This is a genomic window from Arthrobacter sp. AIWTK1 (genome assembly GCF_056680535.1).
Map to the genome: position 1 here is coordinate 222080 of NZ_CM155287.1, position 17513 is coordinate 239592.

The 17513-nt window shown below is 65.1% G+C and carries 17 protein-coding genes and 1 tRNA gene; 10 read left to right on the forward strand and 8 right to left on the reverse strand.

Features of this window, described 5'->3' with window-relative positions:
• Window position 1: 1 nt before the first annotated feature.
• Both AC1MDG_RS01110 and AC1MDG_RS01115 read right to left on the reverse strand, forming a co-directional pair.
• Window positions 2-619, reverse strand: coding sequence for a DUF47 domain-containing protein (locus AC1MDG_RS01110; protein ID WP_043476874.1), 618 nt, complete (start codon window positions 617-619; stop codon window positions 2-4).
• Window positions 620-972: 353 nt separating this feature from the next.
• A complete protein-coding gene (locus AC1MDG_RS01115; RefSeq protein ID WP_011690079.1) occupies window positions 973-1632 on the reverse strand; it encodes a hypothetical protein in 660 nt (219 codons plus the stop codon).
• A gap of 241 nt (window positions 1633-1873) precedes the next feature.
• Here AC1MDG_RS01115 and AC1MDG_RS01120 point away from each other — a divergent pair.
• Window positions 1874-1946 (forward strand) — tRNA-Lys (locus AC1MDG_RS01120).
• A 116-nt stretch (window positions 1947-2062) separates the two neighbouring features.
• Complete coding sequence (arsA, locus tag AC1MDG_RS01125) at window positions 2063-3838, forward strand: arsenical pump-driving ATPase (protein WP_479806932.1); 1776 nt, start codon at window positions 2063-2065, stop codon at window positions 3836-3838.
• On the opposite strand, the gene AC1MDG_RS01130 is transcribed toward arsA, so the two are convergent.
• Complete coding sequence (locus tag AC1MDG_RS01130; protein WP_479806934.1) at window positions 3819-4055, reverse strand: hypothetical protein; 237 nt, start codon at window positions 4053-4055, stop codon at window positions 3819-3821. The two genes, arsA and AC1MDG_RS01130, sit on opposite strands and share 20 nt — an antisense overlap.
• Window positions 4056-4260: 205 nt before the next feature.
• Complete coding sequence (locus AC1MDG_RS01135; protein ID WP_479806936.1) at window positions 4261-4611, reverse strand: ArsR/SmtB family transcription factor; 351 nt, start codon at window positions 4609-4611, stop codon at window positions 4261-4263.
• A gap of 107 nt (window positions 4612-4718) precedes the next feature.
• Here AC1MDG_RS01135 and arsB point away from each other — a divergent pair, with 107 nt between their 5' ends.
• The 7 genes from arsB (at window position 4719) to AC1MDG_RS01170 (ending at window position 11216) form a co-directional block, all read left to right on the forward strand.
• The gene (gene arsB, locus AC1MDG_RS01140; protein WP_479806938.1) at window positions 4719-5816 is read left to right on the forward strand and encodes an ACR3 family arsenite efflux transporter; all 1098 of its coding nucleotides are present in this window, start codon (window positions 4719-4721) and stop codon (window positions 5814-5816) included.
• 23 nt (window positions 5817-5839) lie between these two features.
• Window positions 5840-6262, forward strand: a complete 423-nt coding sequence (locus AC1MDG_RS01145; protein WP_043476883.1) for an arsenate reductase ArsC — start codon at window positions 5840-5842, stop codon at window positions 6260-6262.
• A gap of 36 nt (window positions 6263-6298) precedes the next feature.
• The gene (gene trxB / locus AC1MDG_RS01150; protein WP_479808994.1) at window positions 6299-7276 is read left to right on the forward strand and encodes a thioredoxin-disulfide reductase; all 978 of its coding nucleotides are present in this window, start codon (window positions 6299-6301) and stop codon (window positions 7274-7276) included.
• 198 nt (window positions 7277-7474) lie between these two features.
• Entirely contained in the window at window positions 7475-8860 is a 1386-nt protein-coding gene (locus tag AC1MDG_RS01155; protein WP_479806940.1) for an NAD(P)-binding domain-containing protein, read from the forward strand.
• Window positions 8861-8905: 45 nt separating this feature from the next.
• Complete coding sequence (locus tag AC1MDG_RS01160) at window positions 8906-9583, forward strand: arsenate reductase ArsC (RefSeq protein ID WP_479806942.1); 678 nt, start codon at window positions 8906-8908, stop codon at window positions 9581-9583.
• Window positions 9580-10002: an arsenate-mycothiol transferase ArsC gene (locus tag AC1MDG_RS01165; RefSeq protein WP_479806944.1), complete on the forward strand. Its 423-nt coding sequence runs from the start codon at window positions 9580-9582 to the stop codon at window positions 10000-10002. Before AC1MDG_RS01160 ends, AC1MDG_RS01165 begins: the two co-directional genes overlap by 4 nt.
• A gap of 2 nt (window positions 10003-10004) precedes the next feature.
• Entirely contained in the window at window positions 10005-11216 is a 1212-nt protein-coding gene (locus AC1MDG_RS01170) for an MFS transporter (protein ID WP_479806946.1), read from the forward strand.
• Window positions 11217-11254: 38 nt separating this feature from the next.
• On the opposite strand, the gene AC1MDG_RS01175 is transcribed toward AC1MDG_RS01170, so the two are convergent.
• Complete coding sequence (locus tag AC1MDG_RS01175) at window positions 11255-12058, reverse strand: dioxygenase family protein (protein ID WP_479806947.1); 804 nt, start codon at window positions 12056-12058, stop codon at window positions 11255-11257.
• A gap of 92 nt (window positions 12059-12150) precedes the next feature.
• On the opposite strand from AC1MDG_RS01175, the gene AC1MDG_RS01180 reads away from it, so the two are divergent.
• On the forward strand, window positions 12151-13188 hold the full coding sequence (locus AC1MDG_RS01180; protein WP_479806948.1) for a LacI family DNA-binding transcriptional regulator: 1038 nt from the start codon (window positions 12151-12153) through the stop codon (window positions 13186-13188).
• 10 nt (window positions 13189-13198) lie between these two features.
• Here the strand turns inward: AC1MDG_RS01180 and mmsB are convergent, their stop codons facing one another.
• From mmsB to chvE, 3 genes are all read right to left on the reverse strand, one after another.
• Window positions 13199-14491 carry a multiple monosaccharide ABC transporter permease gene (gene mmsB, locus AC1MDG_RS01185; RefSeq protein ID WP_479806949.1) on the reverse strand — a complete coding sequence of 431 codons (1293 nt, stop codon included), beginning with the start codon at window positions 14489-14491 and terminating at the stop codon, window positions 13199-13201.
• A 6-nt stretch (window positions 14492-14497) separates the two neighbouring features.
• Window positions 14498-16027 (reverse strand): multiple monosaccharide ABC transporter ATP-binding protein, encoded by a 1530-nt coding sequence (gene mmsA / locus AC1MDG_RS01190; protein WP_479806951.1) that lies wholly within the window; start codon window positions 16025-16027, stop codon window positions 14498-14500.
• A 94-nt stretch (window positions 16028-16121) separates the two neighbouring features.
• A complete protein-coding gene (chvE, locus tag AC1MDG_RS01195; protein ID WP_479806953.1) occupies window positions 16122-17246 on the reverse strand; it encodes a multiple monosaccharide ABC transporter substrate-binding protein in 1125 nt (374 codons plus the stop codon).
• Between the last annotated feature and the right edge of the window lie 267 nt (window positions 17247-17513).

Genomic DNA, 17513 nt, shown 5'->3' on the forward strand with positions numbered 1-17513 from the left:
GTCAGGATTCCTTGACGATGATGCTGCCTACCTGGGTGGCGATCCGCCGCATGTCCTTGGTGACTTCCACCAACTGGTTGGCGATATCCCGGTTGCGGGCGTACTGAGCCCACTTCATGTCCTTGATCATGTCCGCAACCCACACCCGGTGGGTCCGTTCCGCGCGCTTGGCCAGGCGGAGGATCTCGATCCAGTAGTCCTCCAGATCGTCCAGGTTGTTCAGCTGCCGCATGGCATCCACGGTGAGCTCGGCCTGCCGGCTGATGATCTCCAGTTGGTCGGCGGCGCGCTTGGGGAGGCGCTCGAGCTTGTACAGGGCCACCAGTTCTGCGGCGGCGTCCAGCTTCTCCATGGCCTCGTTGAGGTAGCGGGAGAGGGCGTACATGTCCTCGCGGGGGAGCGGATTCACGAAGCTGGTGCGCATGTGGGTCAGCAGCGCGAACTGCAGCTCAGCCGATTTGGCCTCGTGATCGTGCATGTCTTCAACCAGGCGGTTGTGTTCGGCGGCCGGGACGCCGAGGATTTCGGCCAGGGTCCCGGTGGCGAGGACGATCTGGCGGGCCATCTGCGAGAGCAGGTGCAGCCCTGCGGGCTCCTGCGGGAAGAGGCGGAGCTTCACCTTCGGGTTCCGGCGACGGCAGGGAGCGGCAGGGAATGTGGCCCTCGGGCCATGTGACTTGACGTTGACCCGCACATGGGGATTACTTTACCGGCAGATCCATGCGGGCATAAAAGTGGTGCCGAACCGGATACGCCTCTCGGCGGTAGGCCGCTCTAGGCGGCTAAATGTTGAAGCCCGGGGGTTTCGCGGTTCGGCACCGGTTTCAGTTTTCTACTTTGGCTGAACCAAGTCAACATTGACAGCCGGGCAGCTCCGTGCGTAACAGTGGAAGACTTGCGCAGCGGGCTCTGTCCGCACGGATGCCTGGCGGGCACGGATGCCTGGCGGGCACGGATGCCTCGCGGGGCGCCTCAGTCCAGTTCGCCCAGCCGCCAGGCGTTGGCCGCGTGCTCCAGGTCCTCGGCGGTCTTCACCAGGAGGTGGGAATTGCGGGTCAGTTTGCTGGCGTGGTTCTCGTTGCTGTGTTCGGCGCCGTCCGCCAGGGTGGCCTGGCCCAGGGCAACCACCCGGCAGAAAGCGGCGGAACGTTCCAGCGCGACGTCGAATTCGCCGTCGAACGCTCCCGAGAGGATGGCGTCCGCCATCGTCTTCATTTCGTCCGCTCCCGGCGGCTCGGCAGCGCCGGCCACCACGTTGGACACCTGCGCCGTGTCCTTGCCGGCCTTGAAGTACACGGAGATCCGCTCGGGGTCCTGGATCGTCGCGGCACGCAGCGCGTAGAGGCGCCACAGGGCGCCGGGCAGCGACCGGGCCGGGCTTTCCGCCCACATCTCGGCGATGGCTTCCAGGCCCTGCTCGTCCGCCAGCTTGACGAGGCGCTTGGTCACCTTGGGATCGTCGCTGTCACGGCCGTGGCGCACCAGCGCCTGGGCGGCAAGGTGCGCAGCCTCGGAGACCCGGGCAGGGTCTGCGCCGCCCGCGAACGGCTCAAAGTCGATGGGCGCAAATGGCTTGGGCTTGTGATGCCGGTTTGCACCGCCGTAGGGCTTGGATCCAGCTTGCTCGCTCATGCCCCCACGCTACTCCTGTGCTGTTCTGTTATCGAGCTTGCCGCCCGGCGGCTTAAGGAGTATTAGGGGGACGCTTGAGCGCCATTGTTCGCGTGAGGGCGCCGGGGTTAAGGCACGACGGCGCCACGCGCCGTTGTGTCAAAGCTGCCCCCGGCGTGGGGTACAGTATTTAACGTCCAGAAATGGACTGGGCTGACAGTTCGTTTTGTGCGCTTTCGCGCACATTCGCGGCAGTCAGTTGGGGCCTTTAGCTCAGTTGGTAGAGCATCGGACTTTTAATCCGTGGGTCGTGGGTTCGATCCCCACAGGGCCCACTCTTTTAGCGAAGAGTGGAAAACCCCCGGCTTCCTGGTGACAGGAGGCCGGGGGTTTTTGTTGTCCGGGCCGGTTGGCCCTTATCCGCATCGACCATTGTCGATATGCTGGCCGGGTGAAGTTTCTCGAGAACGCGCCCCGCTTCCTGTTTTTCACCGGCAAGGGCGGCGTGGGCAAGACCTCCGTGGCGTGTGCAACAGCGCTCTCCCTCGCCAAGGCCGGTCAGAGGGTCCTGCTGGTCAGCACCGACCCCGCGTCCAATGTGGGGCAGGTCTTCGGCGTGACCATTGGGAACACCGTCACTGCCATCCCGGATGTATCGGGTCTCTTTGCGCTGGAAATTGACCCGGAGCAGGCCGTCGAAGCCTACCGGGAACGCATCATCGCGCCCGTCCGCGGACTGCTGCCCGAGAGTGAATTGGCCGGGATCGCCGAGAGCCTCTCAGGTTCGTGCACCACGGAGATCGCCTCCTTCGACGAATTCACCAACCTGCTCGCCGACGACAGCTCCTACGGGGAGTATGACCACATCCTCTTCGATACTGCACCCACCGGCCACACGATCCGCCTGTTGCAGCTGCCCGGCTCGTGGACCGATTTCCTGGCGGCCGGCAAGGGGGACCCGTCCTGCCTGGGCCCGCTGTCGGGGCTCGAGAAGCACAAGCAGGTATATGCCAAGGCTGTGCGGGCCCTCACCGACCCGGCGAGGACGCGGCTTGTGCTGGTCAGCCGTGCGCAGACATCGTCGCTGGGCGAGATCGAGCGGACCTACCTGGAGCTCAACCAGATCGGGATCGGTAGCGGCTACGTCGTCTTAAACGGCGTCCTGCCGGAAGCGGCCGGCGAGGAGGAACTGGCGCGGGCCCTGCGGGCGCGGGAGGCTGCGGCCATCGGGGCCATTCCCGAGGCGGTCGCCGGCCTGCCCCGCGATGTCCTGGACCTGAAGCCGGGCAATATGGTCGGCATTCCGGCGCTGGAGACACTGTTTGCGGCAACTTCCGGTGCCGGCGTCACAGGTTCCGGCACCGGTGACGCAGCGCGGGTCCCGGAGGTTGAGGACGCCCCTCTTGCTGCGCTGGTGGACGAAATAGAGCTGGATGGCCACGGCCTCGTGATGTGCATGGGCAAGGGCGGCGTCGGGAAGACCACGGTGGCGGCCGCCATCGCGGTGGCCCTGGCCAGGCGGGGTCATGCAGTCCACCTCACCACCACTGACCCGGCGGCGCACCTCACCGAAACGCTCCACGGCTCCATTCCGGGCCTGAAAGTTTCCCGCATCGATCCGGAAGCGGCCATCCAGGAATATCGCAGCCACGTGATGGAGACCAAGGGCCGGAACCTGGACGATGACGGACGCGCTGCACTGGCCGAGGACCTGATGTCCCCGTGCACGGACGAGGTGGCTGTGTTCCGGCAGTTCTCCAGGGTGGTGCAGGAATCCCGCCGGAACTTTGTGGTGATAGATACGGCGCCGACCGGCCACACGCTGCTGCTCCTGGATGCAACGGGTTCGTACCACCGGGAGATTGCCCGTCAGGTTGGCGCCACAATGGGGTTCGTTACCCCGCTCATGCGGCTTCAGGACCCGGCGCAGACGAAGGTTGTCCTGGTCACCTTGGCCGAAACGACGCCTGTGCTGGAAGCCGTGGAGCTGCAGGATGACCTGGAAAGGGCCGGGATTCACCCGTGGGCCTGGGTGATCAACAACTCGATCGCCGCCGCACACCCGCAAACACCGTTCCTTCGGGCCCGCGCCGCGAACGAGATCGAACAGATCACGAAAGTGCACACCCTCACGGACCGGGTGGCCCTCATTCCGTTGCTGCCCGAAGAACCCGTTGGTGAAGGTAAATTGGCGGGGCTGACCGCCCTCAGCTCCCAGCCTGCCTGACGGGCAGCATTGCTTCGATGTCCCGGGCCGTGGCGTCCAGCCTGGCGATCGTATCGCGCTGGATCGACCGCAGGTACTCGGCGTCCGACTCGCCGTCCTGCACCCAGTCCTCGTCTCCGGGTGAATCCATCGCCTGGCGCGTGTTGGCTGTCGCGATCCTGATGTTTTCCAGCATCGCGTGCAACCGGTCCTCGATGGCGGGGGTCTCGGCGTTCATGGTTTCCTCCTTGGTTGCGGTCGCGTCGTCAGCTCCCAGGGACTACTCTTGCCGCTGCCGTGTGCGTGGCACAAGAACTAAAGGACCTGTGTGCGCCGTTCGATGAGGACGGTGTCCCGCCATTGGCCCGCAGCGTTGCCGTGGGCCATCCGTGCAATTTTTTCGCGTCGTCCCAAAACCCTGACGTCGGGCGCCGGACTGTGGCTCACAGGGACGCCAGGAGGCCGGCCGTCTGCTCCAGGGCGCCCGGAACGAGGGAGTAGTAGGCCCACGTGCCGCGCTTCTCGCGATGCAGCAGGCCGGCGTCGACGAGGATCTTAAGGTGATGGGACACGGTGGGCTGCCCCAGGTCCAGTGGCTCAGTGAGATCGCAGACGCAGGCCTCCCCGGACCCGCCGCTCTTGACGATGGAAAGCAGCCGCAATCTATTGGGATCGGACAGGGCCTTGAACACGAGGGCCTTGCGCCGGGCATCCTCAGCACTGAGGACAGGCTGACCGGACGGCGCGCAGCAGGCCTCGTCGAGGGCCGGCTCAACAGTTTGCAGAGAATTCATGCGTCTATTATGCACACAGATTGACATTCATCGATATAGTTGGGAATACTTCATATCGACAAACATCAATCTTTCGCAGAGCAGCACAAATGCAGCACAGGAGTCCCGTGAGAACCCAGACCATCCCGTCGCCCACTCGTGGAGGCGAGGCCGCCGTCGTCGGCAAACTCTCCACCTTGGACCGGTTCCTGCCGGTATGGATCATCGCCGCCATGGTCCTGGGCCTGCTCCTGGGCAGCTTCATTCCGGGCCTGAACACCGCACTTGAGGCAGTCAAGGTCGGTGAGGTGTCGCTGCCGATCGCCATCGGCCTGCTGGTGATGATGTATCCGGTGCTGGCGAAGGTCCGATACGACCAGGCCCACCGGGTCGTCGCGGACCGCAAACTCATGATCACTTCGCTGGTTCTCAACTGGGTCCTCGCCCCGGCATTCATGTTTGCCCTGGCCTGGATCTTCATCCCGGACCTGCCGGAATACCGGACCGGCCTGATCATCGTGGGCCTGGCCCGTTGCATCGCCATGGTGATGATCTGGAACGACCTCGCCTGCGGCGACCGGGAAGCCGCCGCGGTGCTGGTGGCCATCAATTCCGTCTTCCAGGTCATCGCATTCGGCGCGCTGGGCTGGTTCTACCTGCAGGTGCTGCCCTCCCTGCTGGGCCTGCCGACCACGAGCGCTGACTTCTCCTTCTGGGCCATCACCGCGTCGGTGCTGATCTTCCTTGGAATCCCGCTGCTGGCCGGCTTCCTCACCCGCACGATCGGAGAAAAGGCCAAGGGCCGCGACTGGTATGAAGGCCGCTTCCTGCCCAGGCTGGGCCCCTGGGCGCTGTACGGGCTGCTCTTCACCATCACCCTGCTCTTCGCCCTGCAGGGCGGTACCATCACTTCCCGCCCGCTCGACGTGGTCCGGATCGCCCTGCCCCTGCTGGTCTACTTCCTGGTGGTCTTCGGCGCCGGCATGCTGATCGGAAAGTGGCTGGACCTGGGCTACGCAAAAACCACCACCCTGGCCTTCACCGCCGCGGGCAACAACTTCGAGCTCGCCATCGCTGTGGCGATCGGCACCTTCGGAGTGACCTCCGGGCAGGCCCTGGCCGGCGTCGTCGGCCCCTTGATTGAGGTCCCCGTCCTTGTTGCACTGGTTTATGCAGCCCTCTGGGCCCGCAAACGCTACTTCACGCCCAGCCCCCTTTCCGTCTAACCCACACACTTCAGGAGAACCCCATGAGCACCGAAGCCGCCAAGAAGCCCTCCGTCCTGTTCGTCTGCGTCCACAACGCAGGCCGCTCCCAGATGGCCGCGGCGTTCCTCACCACCCTCTCCAAGGGCGCCATCGAGGTCCGCTCCGCCGGCTCCCAGCCCGCGGACAAGGTCAACCCGGCCGCTGTTGAGGCCATGGCCGAACTGGGAATCGACATGTCCGCCGAGATCCCCAAGGTCCTCACCACGGAGGCCGTGAAGGAATCGGACGTGGTGATCACCATGGGCTGCGGCGACACCTGCCCGATCTTCCCCGGCAAGCGCTATGAAGACTGGGAACTCGAAGATCCGGCCGGACAGGGCGTGGCTGCCGTCCGCCCCATCCGGGACGATATCAAGGCCCGCATCGAGGACCTCATCGCCTCCCTTACTCCCGCCGCCAAGTAACCGCCCGAACCTAGGAGACCTTCCGTGAGCACCGAAGTGAGCACCCAACAGCTGATCATCATCGGATCAGGCCCTGCCGGCTACACAGCGGCCATCTACGCCGCCCGCGCAGGCCTGAAGCCCCTGGTCCTTGCCGGCTCGGTAACGGCCGGCGGCGCCCTGATGAACACCACCGAAGTGGAGAACTTCCCGGGCTTCCCCGCGGGCATCCAGGGCCCTGAACTGATGGACGGGCTCCAGGAGCAGGCGCAGCGGTTCGGCGCGCAGGTAGTGTTCGACGACGTCACCGAAGTGACGCTGACCGGACACCTCAAGCGGGTGGTCACCGGCGCCGGAGACATCCACGAGGCACCCGCAGTCATCCTCGCGACCGGCTCTGCGTACAAAGAGCTCGGCCTGCCCGAGGAGAAGAAGCTCAGTGGCCACGGTGTCTCCTGGTGCGCCACCTGCGACGGCTTCTTCTTCCGCGACCAGGACATCATCGTGGTTGGCGGCGGCGACTCCGCCATGGAGGAAGCCACCTTCCTCACCCGCTTCGCGCGGAACGTCACCGTGGTGGTCCGCAAGGGCGAACTCCGCGCCTCCCGCATCATGGCGCAGCGCGCCAAGGACAACCCGAAAATCAGCTTCGCCTGGAACTCCGCCGTCACCGCCATCCACGGCGACCCCAAGGTCACCGGCGTCACACTGACAGACACGCGGAACGGCGAAACCCGCGAACATGCCGCAACGGGCATATTCGTGGCGATCGGACACGTGCCGCGCACCGAACTTGTCGAGGGCCAGGTTGACCTCGACGCCGAGGGCTACATCAAGGTGGACTCGCCCACCACCGTCACCAACCTGACCGGTGTGTTCGCCTGCGGGGACGCCGTGGACCACCGCTACCGCCAGGCCATCACCGCCGCCGGCACCGGGTGCGCCGCCGCCCTTGACGCCGAAGGCTACCTCGCCGCCCTGGATGATGCGGACAGTATCGCGACCGCCCTGGTCGAAGAACCAACCCACGCCTAGTTGTTCACAACGGGAAGGGGGTGAGCTGAATGGATACCGACTGCTGCACTGATTCGACCTGTACCGGCACCAGCCAGGACTGCTGCGACAGCGATCTGGACTGCTGCTGACCAGCTCCTCCGCCGCTTGCCGGTCCCACAAGGACCGGCAAGCCCCCCGCAATGCACCGCCGCCCCACCGGATGAAACAGAGGACGCCATGGCTGTAACCACACCCCTTCCCGTAGCTGTCATCGGAGCCGGACCCATCGGCCTCGCCGCGGCAGCCCACCTGATCGAACGCGGCGTGGAGCCGCTGATCCTCGAGGTCGGCGCCACCCCCGCCGCAGCCATCGAGCAGTGGCGCCACATCCGGCTCTTCTCCCCGTGGCAGTACAACACCGACGCTGCCGCCGTCCGCCTGCTCGACACCGCCGGGTGGGAAGCGCCGGAGCCGACGGCGCTGCCCACCGGCGGCGAACTCATCGACCAGTACCTCACCCCGCTGGCTTCCCTGCCCGCGATCGCGTCCCGCCTGCACACCGGCGCCCGCGTCGTGGCCGTGACCCGGCAGGGCATGGACAAAACCCACAGCCGTCACCGGAACGCCACACCCTTCCTGGTCCGGGTGGAACACGCCGACGGGGAAGTCCGCGACTACCAGGCCGCCGGTGTCATCGACGCCTCCGGCACCTGGTCCACCCGCAACCCGCTCGGAACCTCCGGACTGCCCGCCCTTGGCGAGGCTGAGGCGGCTGCCCGCATCTCGTCTCCGCTGCCGGACGTCCTGGGCCGCGACCGCGAAACGTTCGAGGGTCGCACAGTCGTCGTCATCGGCGCCGGCCACTCCGCCGCCAACACGCTGCTCAACCTCTCCGAACTCGCGGCCCAGGTGCCCGGGACGAAGATCGTGTGGGCCATCCGCGGCTCCTCCGCTGCCAAGGTCTACGGCGGCGGCGACGCTGACGGCCTCGCCGCCCGCGGCCAGCTGGGCAGCCGGCTCCGCAGCCTCGTCGAGTCCGGCGCCGTGGAACTTCACACGGGGTTCGGCATCGCCGCCCTCGCAGCTGCCGGCGGCGCCGCCACCCTGACCTCCACAGACGGCCGCACCCTCGAGGCCGACGTCGTGGTGCCCGCCACGGGCTTCCGCCCCGATCTGGGCATCCTCCGGGAACTCCGGCTGGAACTCGACCCCGGTGTGGAAGCCCCGCGTGAGCTCGGCCCCCTGATCGACCCCGAATTTCATTCCTGCGGCACGGTGGAACCCCACGGCGCCAGGATGCTGGCCCACCCGGAGGAAGACTTCTACATCGTCGGCATGAAGTCCTACGGCCGTGCCCCCACCTTCCTGCTCGCCACCGGCTACGAGCAGGTACGCTCCGTCGCCGCTGCCCTGGCAGGGGACCGGAAGGCGGCCGACACCGTCCAGCTCGAGCTCCCCGAAACGGGTGTCTGCTCCTCCGACATCGGCACCAGCTGCGACATCCCCGCGGCCCAGCCCGCAGGTTTTGTGGCCGAAACCTCCGGCGGCTGCTGCGGAACGCCCGAACCGGTCCTCGTCGGATTCCCCACCGGACTGGCCCACGGCCGCTCCGGCGAGAACTGACCTCCTTCGCATGCTTTCGTCAACCGACCCCACCGGAGTGCAAACATGACTGACCACCCTGAACACGGCCTGGGCCTGCAGGACAACACCGAACTGCTGCACCGGATCAGCGCGCGCCTGGCGGAGCGGTTTGCCGGTGTGTTTGCCGCAGAGACGGTGGAACGCTACGTCTTCGAGTCCTATACGGCCCTGGCCCGGACCGCGAAGATCAGCGCCTACCTGCCATCCACTACCGAACATTTCGCCAGCGACCGGCTCAATGCCCTGGCCAAATCCAAAGGCGCGGTCGCCTCCGAGGTGCCCGAAGTGCTGTTTGTCTGCGTGCAGAACGCCGGCCGCTCCCAGATGGCCGCCGCCCTGCTCACGGTCGAGGCCAAGGGCAGGATCCGCGTACGGTCCTCCGGCTCCCTGCCGGCCGCTGAACTCGACCCCGTCGTCTTGACCGTGATGTCTGAAATGGGGCTGGACCTGAGCAAGGAATACCCCAAGCCCCTCACCGATGACGTGGTGCGCGCCTCCGACGTAGTGATCACAATGGGCTGCGGCGACTCCTGCCCCATCTACCCTGGCAAGCGTTACGAGGACTGGGAGCTGGCGGACCCGGCCGGACTGCCCGTCGAGGCGGTGCGGATCATCCGCGACGAGATCCACGACCGGGTCAAAGCACTGGCCGCTTCACTGCTCACCAACCCCGGCTCCCGCAAGGAAGAATCCACCGCATGAACGAGACCACTAAAAAGCCCGCCGTCCTGTTCGTCTGCAGCAAGAACGGCGGAAAATCGCAGCTTGCCGCCGGGCTCATGAACCAGCTCGCTGCCGGGACCGTCACGGTGTACTCCGCCGGGACCAAACCCGGCAAAACGCTGAACCCCCAGTCCGTGGACGCCCTGGCAGAACTCGACATCGACATCAGCGGCGAACACCCCAAGCCCGTCGCGGATGAGGTCCTGGACGCCGTCGACGTGGTGGTGATTCTCGGGACCGAAGCGAAACTTGAACCCCACGAAGGCACGCGCTTTGAGGTCTGGGAAACGGACGAACCCTCCGAACGCGGCATCGAAGGCATGGAACGCATGCGCCTGGTCCGGGACGACATCAGGGCCCGTGTCCGGAAGCTGTACGCGGAGCTCACCGGGAACTGACAGTGACCGCGCCCGCTCCCGCCCGGGTCCTGGTCGCGGAGGGTGCACCTCGCGGCGGCCTCGCTGCGTTGTGCATCACCCAGACCATCGGATGGGGCGTCCTGTATTACGCGCTGATCGCTGCGGTCCGCCCCATCAGCCAGGACACCGGCTGGGGCACGGCCCTGGTGACGGCGGCCTTTTCCGCCGGCCTGCTGGTGTCCGCCATGGCCGGGGTCTTCGTCGGCAGGTTCCTCGACCGGTCCGGGCCGCGCACGCTGATGATCGGCGGATCCATCATCGGAGTGCTGGCCCTGGGCATAGTTGCGGCGGCGCCGAACCTGCCCGTGTTCTTTGCGGCCTGGCTTCTTGCCGGCATCGCGCAGGCAGCCGTGCTGTACCAGCCGGCCTTCACGGTGATCAGCCGCTGGTACGGGACCGCCCGTCTGCGGCCGCTGACTGTACTGACTCTCGTCGCCGGATTCGCCTCCACCATTTTCGCGCCGGTCACCGCAGCCCTGACGTCCGCGTTCGGCTGGAGGGGCGCCTTCATCGTCCTCGCCGGCGTCATGGGACTCATTACGGTGCCGCTGCACGCCCGGTACCTGAACCGGGACTGGGCTCCGGCCGCTACCGGGCCACTTGTGACGGACCAGCGGGATGCAGTGCGCACCATCCGCCGCAGTGGTGAATTCCTTGGCCTGCAGGCACTCATGGTCCTGCTGTGCCTCGGTCTTTACACCGTGACGCTGAATATCATCCCGGTGTTGATGGAAAAGGGGGTCGGTTACGCCACGGCCGCGCTCGGGCTCGGCCTCGTGGGTGCCGGGCAGGTGGGCGGATGGTTGGTATTCTCCGCCATCCCCGCCGGTGCGCGGCTGCCGGTCATCACCGGTACCGCCGCCGCCTCCGCCTTGCTTCTCGCCGCCATTCCCGGACCCGCGCCCGCACTGGTGGCCGCCGGGATGCTCGCCGGCGCCGTCCGCGGGTGCCAGACCCTCCTCCAGGCCACCGTCGTGGCTGAGCGGTGGGGAACACAGCATCTCGGCTCTTTGCAGGGATTGTTCGCGGCACCGCTGACGGCAGTCACCGCCATCGCCCCGGTTGCCGGACCTGCACTCGCAGCCTGGCTCGGAAGTTACACGAACATGGCCTACGCCACGGCTGCCGCCACCGGGACCGCCGCAGTCATCGCCGTCGTCGCTTTTCGACGCACACCGACAATCCCCGCCTAGGTCCGCTGCGGGTGAGCCGGCCCCGCCGCGGGCACCTGCTACTTAGACGTGAGCGTCCACGACCGCTTGGACAGGCCGAACCAGAAGCCGTCGATGGCCGTTCTTGCGGCGAGATCGCCGGACTCGTAGGCAGCACCGAGGGCGACATAGAGCGGTGCCCAGTGCTCGCTGCGCGGATGTGCCTCGCGGGCGGCCGGGGCCTTGTGCAGGAAATCCAGGATGGAGTCGACGTCGCCGGCCGCCATGGTTTCCTCTGCCCAGTGGTCAAATTCGCTCGACACTGAGGGCGGCGTGGTGTCCGGGCCGCCGGCGGGGTTGAACCAGCGCAGGTTGTGCGTGGTGAAGCCTGAGCCAACAATGAGCGTGCCGCGGTCACGCAGCGGCGCCAGCGTCTTGCCGAGGTTGAACAGGCCCTGCGGATCCAGGGTGGGCATGGACATCTGAAGTACCGGAATATCGGCTTCAGGGAACATTTCCACGAGCGGCACGTAGGCGCCGTGGTCCAAGCCGCGTTCCTCGTCGCGTTCCACGTGGTGGCCGTGGGTGGCAACGAGCTTCTCCACTTCGGTGGCCAGCTCCCCGGCTTGGGGGGCGTCGTACGTGACGTCGTAGTACTTCTGCGGGAAGCCCCAAAAGTCGTACACCAGCCCCGGCTTGTTGACTGTGGCACTGAGGGTCACCGGCGCGTTTTCCCAGTGCGCGGACACCATAAGGATGTCCTTGGGCTTACCGAAGGTGCCCGACCAGGCGCTGAGCTCGCTGGTCCAGCGCGCGTCGTCTGCCAGGGGAGGGGCGCCGTGGCTTAGGAAGAGAACCGGCGGGCCGTCAAGTGTTGGTGTCATAAATCCATTGTAGAAGCATTTACTTGAATCTTCAACTATAAATTTCACGAATGCTTTCGTGGATGCGCTGCAGGCTCGCGCACAATAGCTTCATGGCCTACAGCAGCGAGCGGCGCCTTCCGCGACTTGAAGATGTAGCGGAACGCGCCAGCGTCTCGCACCAAACGGTATCCCGCGTCATCAACAACCACCCCAACGTGAGCAAAGCGACCAGGGAGCGTGTTGAGGCGGCCATTGCCGAACTGGGATACCGGCGGAACACCGCGGCGCGCAGCCTGGTGACGCGGCGTTCGCACACCATCGGCGTCCTGGCCAGCGAGTTGTCCCAGTACGGGCCCGCCAACACGCTACTCGGTGTGGAGCAGGCCGCCCGCGATGCCGGCTATTTCGTGAGCATCGCGGCCATCCGCGAGGTCAGCGCGGAATCGATCGCCGATGCCGCACGCCATTTTATGGACCAGGGCGTCGACGGCATAGTGGCCCTGGTGCCGCACACCGGAACCCTGGAGGCCTTGGAAGTGCTGAACCTGGATGTGCCGGTAGTGGTGGTCGGTTCCAGCGGGGCAGGCAGGTTCAGCGGAGCCATGGTGGACCAGAAGCGGGGGGCGCGGCTCGCCGTCGAGCATCTGATTGAGCGTGGCCACAAGCGCATCGGGCATATCTCCGGGCCCCAGGACTGGATCGATGCCGCCGAGCGAACCGAGGGCTGGCGGGAGGCGCTCGCAGCAGTGGGGCTGCCTGCCGACCTTTTTGTTGAGGGCGACTGGAGCGCCGGCAGCGGCTACGGCATCGGCCAGAAGCTCGCCGTCGAGCGTACTGCCACGGCGCTGTTCGTGGGCAACGACCAGATGGCGCTGGGGGTCTTGCGCGCCTTCAGTGAAGCGGGCGTGAGGGTGCCGGAGGATGTGTCCCTGGTGGGCTTCGATGACCAGCCCGAGGCGGGCTTCTTCACGCCCCCGCTCACCACCGTCCGCCAGGACTTCGAAGAGCTCGGCCGCCGCTGCGTAGACCTGATGCTGAGGCTGCTGGAAGACGGCGCCGGGGCAAGCACCACGGTGGTGGAGCCGCGGATGGTGGTGCGGGCAAGTACCGCACCACCATCGACCGAGGCATTTGTTGAGAGATTATGAGGTCGCGGGGCTACCTCACGGAGTTCGCGCGTACGGCTTCCGGCTGAACGGGCGGCGTGACGGGTTCTGAGGCAGCAGGCGGGGTGCCTTTCCATTTGAACCGCTTGCCGGTGGCGGACCCGGACCCACTGGCGCTGCGGTTCTTGTTGAAGATGTCGAAGCCGACGGCGAGCAGAAGAACCAGGCCCTTGATGAGCTGTTGGTAGTCCGTACCCAGACCCAGAATGGACATGCCGTTGTTCAGGACGCCCATGATGAGGCCGCCGATCATGGCCCCGGCAACGGTCCCGATGCCGCCCTGTACTGCGGCGCCGCCGATGAAGGCCGCGGCGATGGAATCGAGTTCGAAGCCCGTACCGCCAGCCGGCTGGGCCGAGTTCAGGCGTGCAGTGAAGACCAGACCGGCCAACGCAGCCAGAACGCCCATGTTCACGAACAGCCGGAAGGTCACGGCTTTGGTCTTGATACCGGACAGCTGTGCTGCGTGCAGGTTGCCACCGATAGCGTACGTGTGCCTGCCGAAGATGCTGTTGTTCATGAGCGCGGAGTAAACGATAACCAGGACGGCGAGAACTATGAGGACGATCGGTGTTCCCCGGTAGCTTGCCAGCAGGAAGGTGATTGCCAGCATAAGGAAGGCGATGAAGGCTGTCTTGGTGGCGAACCAGGCCAGGGGCTCGTTTTCCAGGTGGAACTTGCGACGAACGCGGCGTTCCTTGATGGCCTGGAAGAGTATGGCCGCGGTCCCGCCGACGCCGAGGATGACCGTCAGCCACTCCAGGACGGAGGTCCCGCCGGAAATGTCCGGGAGGAAGCCGCCGCCGAGGGCGCGCAGTTCATTGGGAAACGGCGTGATCTGCTGGTTCTTGAGGGTGATCAGTGTCAGGCCGCGGAAGATGAGCATGCCTGCCAGCGTCACGATGAAGGCGGGGATGCCAACATACGCGATCCAGTAACCTTGCCAGGCGCCCACAAGTGCACCGACGAGGAGGCAGGCCGGGATGGCAATCCACCAGGCCCAGCCCCAATGGACAATCATCACGCCCGACACCGCGCCGATGAAGCCGGCAATGGAACCGACCGACAAATCAATGTGGCCGGCAATGATGACCATGACCATGCCGATGGCAAGGATCAGGATGTAGCTGTTTTGGACTACGAGGTTGGTGACATTCTGCGGCTGCAGGAGGATACCGTCGGTGAGGACTTGGAACAGGATGACGATCAGAATCAGGGCGACGAAGATGCCGACCTGGCGGAGGCGGCTTGTCAGGAAGCCGAGGGATTCTCGTAGGGCTGACATGGGTCGTTATTCCTTTTCTTGGGTCATGTAATGCATAAGGGTTTCCTGGGAGGCTTCCGCGATGGGAACTTCACCGGTGATGTGCCCGGCCGAGAGGGTGTATATCCGGTCGCAGATGCCCAGGAGTTCGGGTAGCTCGGAGGAGATCACAATCACGGCCTTCCCCTCGGCTGCGAGCTCGGCGATGATCGTATAGATCTCAAACTTGGCGCCGACGTCGATGCCCCGGGTTGGTTCGTCCAGGATCAGCACATCGGGGTCGGAGAACATCCACTTGCTCAGGACCACTTTCTGCTGATTGCCGCCGGAGAGTTTTCCGGTGATAGCGGCGACCGAGGGAGCCTTGATGTTCATGCTCTTCCGGTAGCGGTTGGCCACCGTGGTCTCTTTGTTGCTGTCCACCCAGCCGCGTTTGGCGAGCTTGCCGAGGGCGGCCATGGAGATGTTGCGCTGGATGTCCTCGATCAGGTTCAAACCGTAGTGTTTGCGGTCTTCCGTGGCGTAGGCGATCCCGTTGCGGATGGCGTCCGGGACGGTGGAGGTGTCTATTTCCTGCCCGTACTTGAACACCTTCCCGGAGAGCGCGCGTCCGTAGGACCTGCCGAACACGCTCATGGCCAGCTCTGTGCGGCCGGCTCCCATGAGCCCGGCAAGGCCCACCACTTCGCCCTTCCTGACGTTCAGGCTGGCGTTGTGGACCACGGTGCGGGAGTGGTCTTGCGGATGCTGGACCGTCCAGTCCTCGATCCGGAGGACCTCCTCGCCAATGACGGGGGCGCGGTCCGGATAGAGGCTTTCGAGGTCGCGGCCCACCATGCCGCGGATGATCCGTTCCTGGGTGATCTGGCCTTCATCGAGGCGGAGGGTCTCGATCGATTTGCCGTCCCTGATGATGGTCACGGCGTCCGCCACTTTGCGGATTTCGTTGAGTTTGTGGCTGATGATGATGCTGGTGACACCCTGCTGCTTCAAGTGCAGGATGAGGTCGAGCAGGTGGTCCGAGTCTTCATCGTTGAGCGCCGCCGTCGGCTCGTCCAGGATGAGCAGCTTGACTTCCTTCGACAGCGCCTTGGCGATTTCGACCAGCTGCTGCTTGCCGACGCTGATGTGCTGGATAGGCGTCACCGGGTTCTCATTGAGTCCCACCCGGGCGAGCAGCTTCGCTGCTTCGACGTTGGTCTTGCGCCAGTCCACCCAGCCGCGGGTGGCCAGCTCGTTTCCGAGGAAAATGTTTTCGGCGATGGACAGGTACGGGCTCAGCGCCAGTTCCTGATGGATGATGACGATTCCGCGCTTTTCGCTGTCGCTGATGGTGGCGAAGTCGCAGGGCTGGTTCTCGAAGAGGATGTCGCCATCAAAGGTGTTGTGCGGGTACACACCGGACAACACCTTCATGAGGGTGGATTTGCCGGCCCCGTTTTCGCCGCAGATGGCGTGGACTTCGCCTCGATTGACATCAAGGGTGACGTCCTGGAGGGCTTTGACACCGGGGAAGGTCTTGGTGATTCCCCGCATTTGAAGGATGGGTGCGTTCATGCTCATTTCCCGCTGACTGGTTGGAGCTGGGCTCCTGCGGATGCAGGGCCCCAGGAAGGGTGCGGCCAGCCGCCGGCCGCACCCCTCACGGTGCCTACTTGACGTCGGCGTCCGTGTAATAACCGGAGTCGATAAGTTGCTGCTTGTAGTTGTCCTTGGTGATGATCACGGACTCCAGCAGGTAGGCGGGAACCACCTTCACCTTGTTGTTGTAGGTCTTGGTGTCGTTGGTTTCAGGCTCCTGGCCCTTGAGGACCGCATCGACCATCTTGACGGCCTGCTCACCGAGCTTGCGCGTGTCCTTGAAAATGGTGGAGTACTGTTCCCCGGCGATGATGGACTTCACGGAGCCCTTTTCTGCATCCTGTCCGGTGACGATCGGAAGGTTGCCCTTTGAGTAGCCGCCGGTGCTGGTCAGAGCCGAGATGATGCCGATGGACAGGCCGTCGTAAGGCGACAGAACGCCGTCGAGCTTGGTGCCGGAGCTGTAAGCCGCGGTGAGAATGTCCTCCATCCGCTTCTGGGCAACCGGTGCCTGCCAGCGGAGGATGGCAGCCTGTTCAAACTTGGTCTGCCCGCTGGGCACTTTCAGGGTGCCGGCATCCATGAACGGCTTCAGGGTGTCCATCGCTCCGGTCCAGAAGAAGTTGGCGTTGTTGTCGTCGGGGCTGCCGGCGAAGAGTTCGACATTGAACGGGCCCTTGCCGTCAACCTTCTTGCCGCTTGCGTCGAGCAGGCCCAGGCCGGTGAGCAGCGAGGTGGCCTGCTGGACGCCCACGGTGTAGTTGTCGAATGTGGTGTAGTAGTCCACGTTCGGCGTGCCGTTGATGAGCCGGTCGTAGGCGATAACCTTGACGTTCTGCTCCTTGGCTTTTGCCAGGACGTCCGTGAGCGTGGTGCCGTCGATGGCAGCGATGATCAGGGCCTTGGCGCCCTTGGTCAGCATGTTTTCAATCTGGGATACCTGCGTGGGGATGTCATCATTGGCGAACTGCAGGTCGGTCTTGTACCCGAGGTCCTTCAGGGACTTTTCCACGTTCCCGCCGTCGGCAATCCACCGTTCGGATGTCTGCGTGGGCATGGAGATTCCCACCAGGGCGCCCGCCGTGTCCGCGCTCCCGGTGGCGGGCGCGCTGCCCGGCCGGGATCCGCAGCCGGTGGCCCCGACCGTTAGTGCCAGGGCGACTGCCACGACGCCCAGAAGTTTCTTGATTCTCACGGTTTCTCCTTCCACGGCGGGGATGCGCCGCGAACTGGTTCTGAAGCGGAAAGCGAAATGCTCCTCGCCGTAATGTCGGCCACTGCTGTCCGCTCGCCCAACCGCAGGGCGTGGGCCGACGTCGTTGTGACCAATGCTCACGCAACACCTCTGTTAGCGCTAACAACTGACCTAATATTAGGCCTCAAATTGCTGTGAAGCAAATCACAGTGGAATCGCTATTTCCGGGCATCAGGCACCCTGGCCGCCTCCGGGGGAGTGCACGCA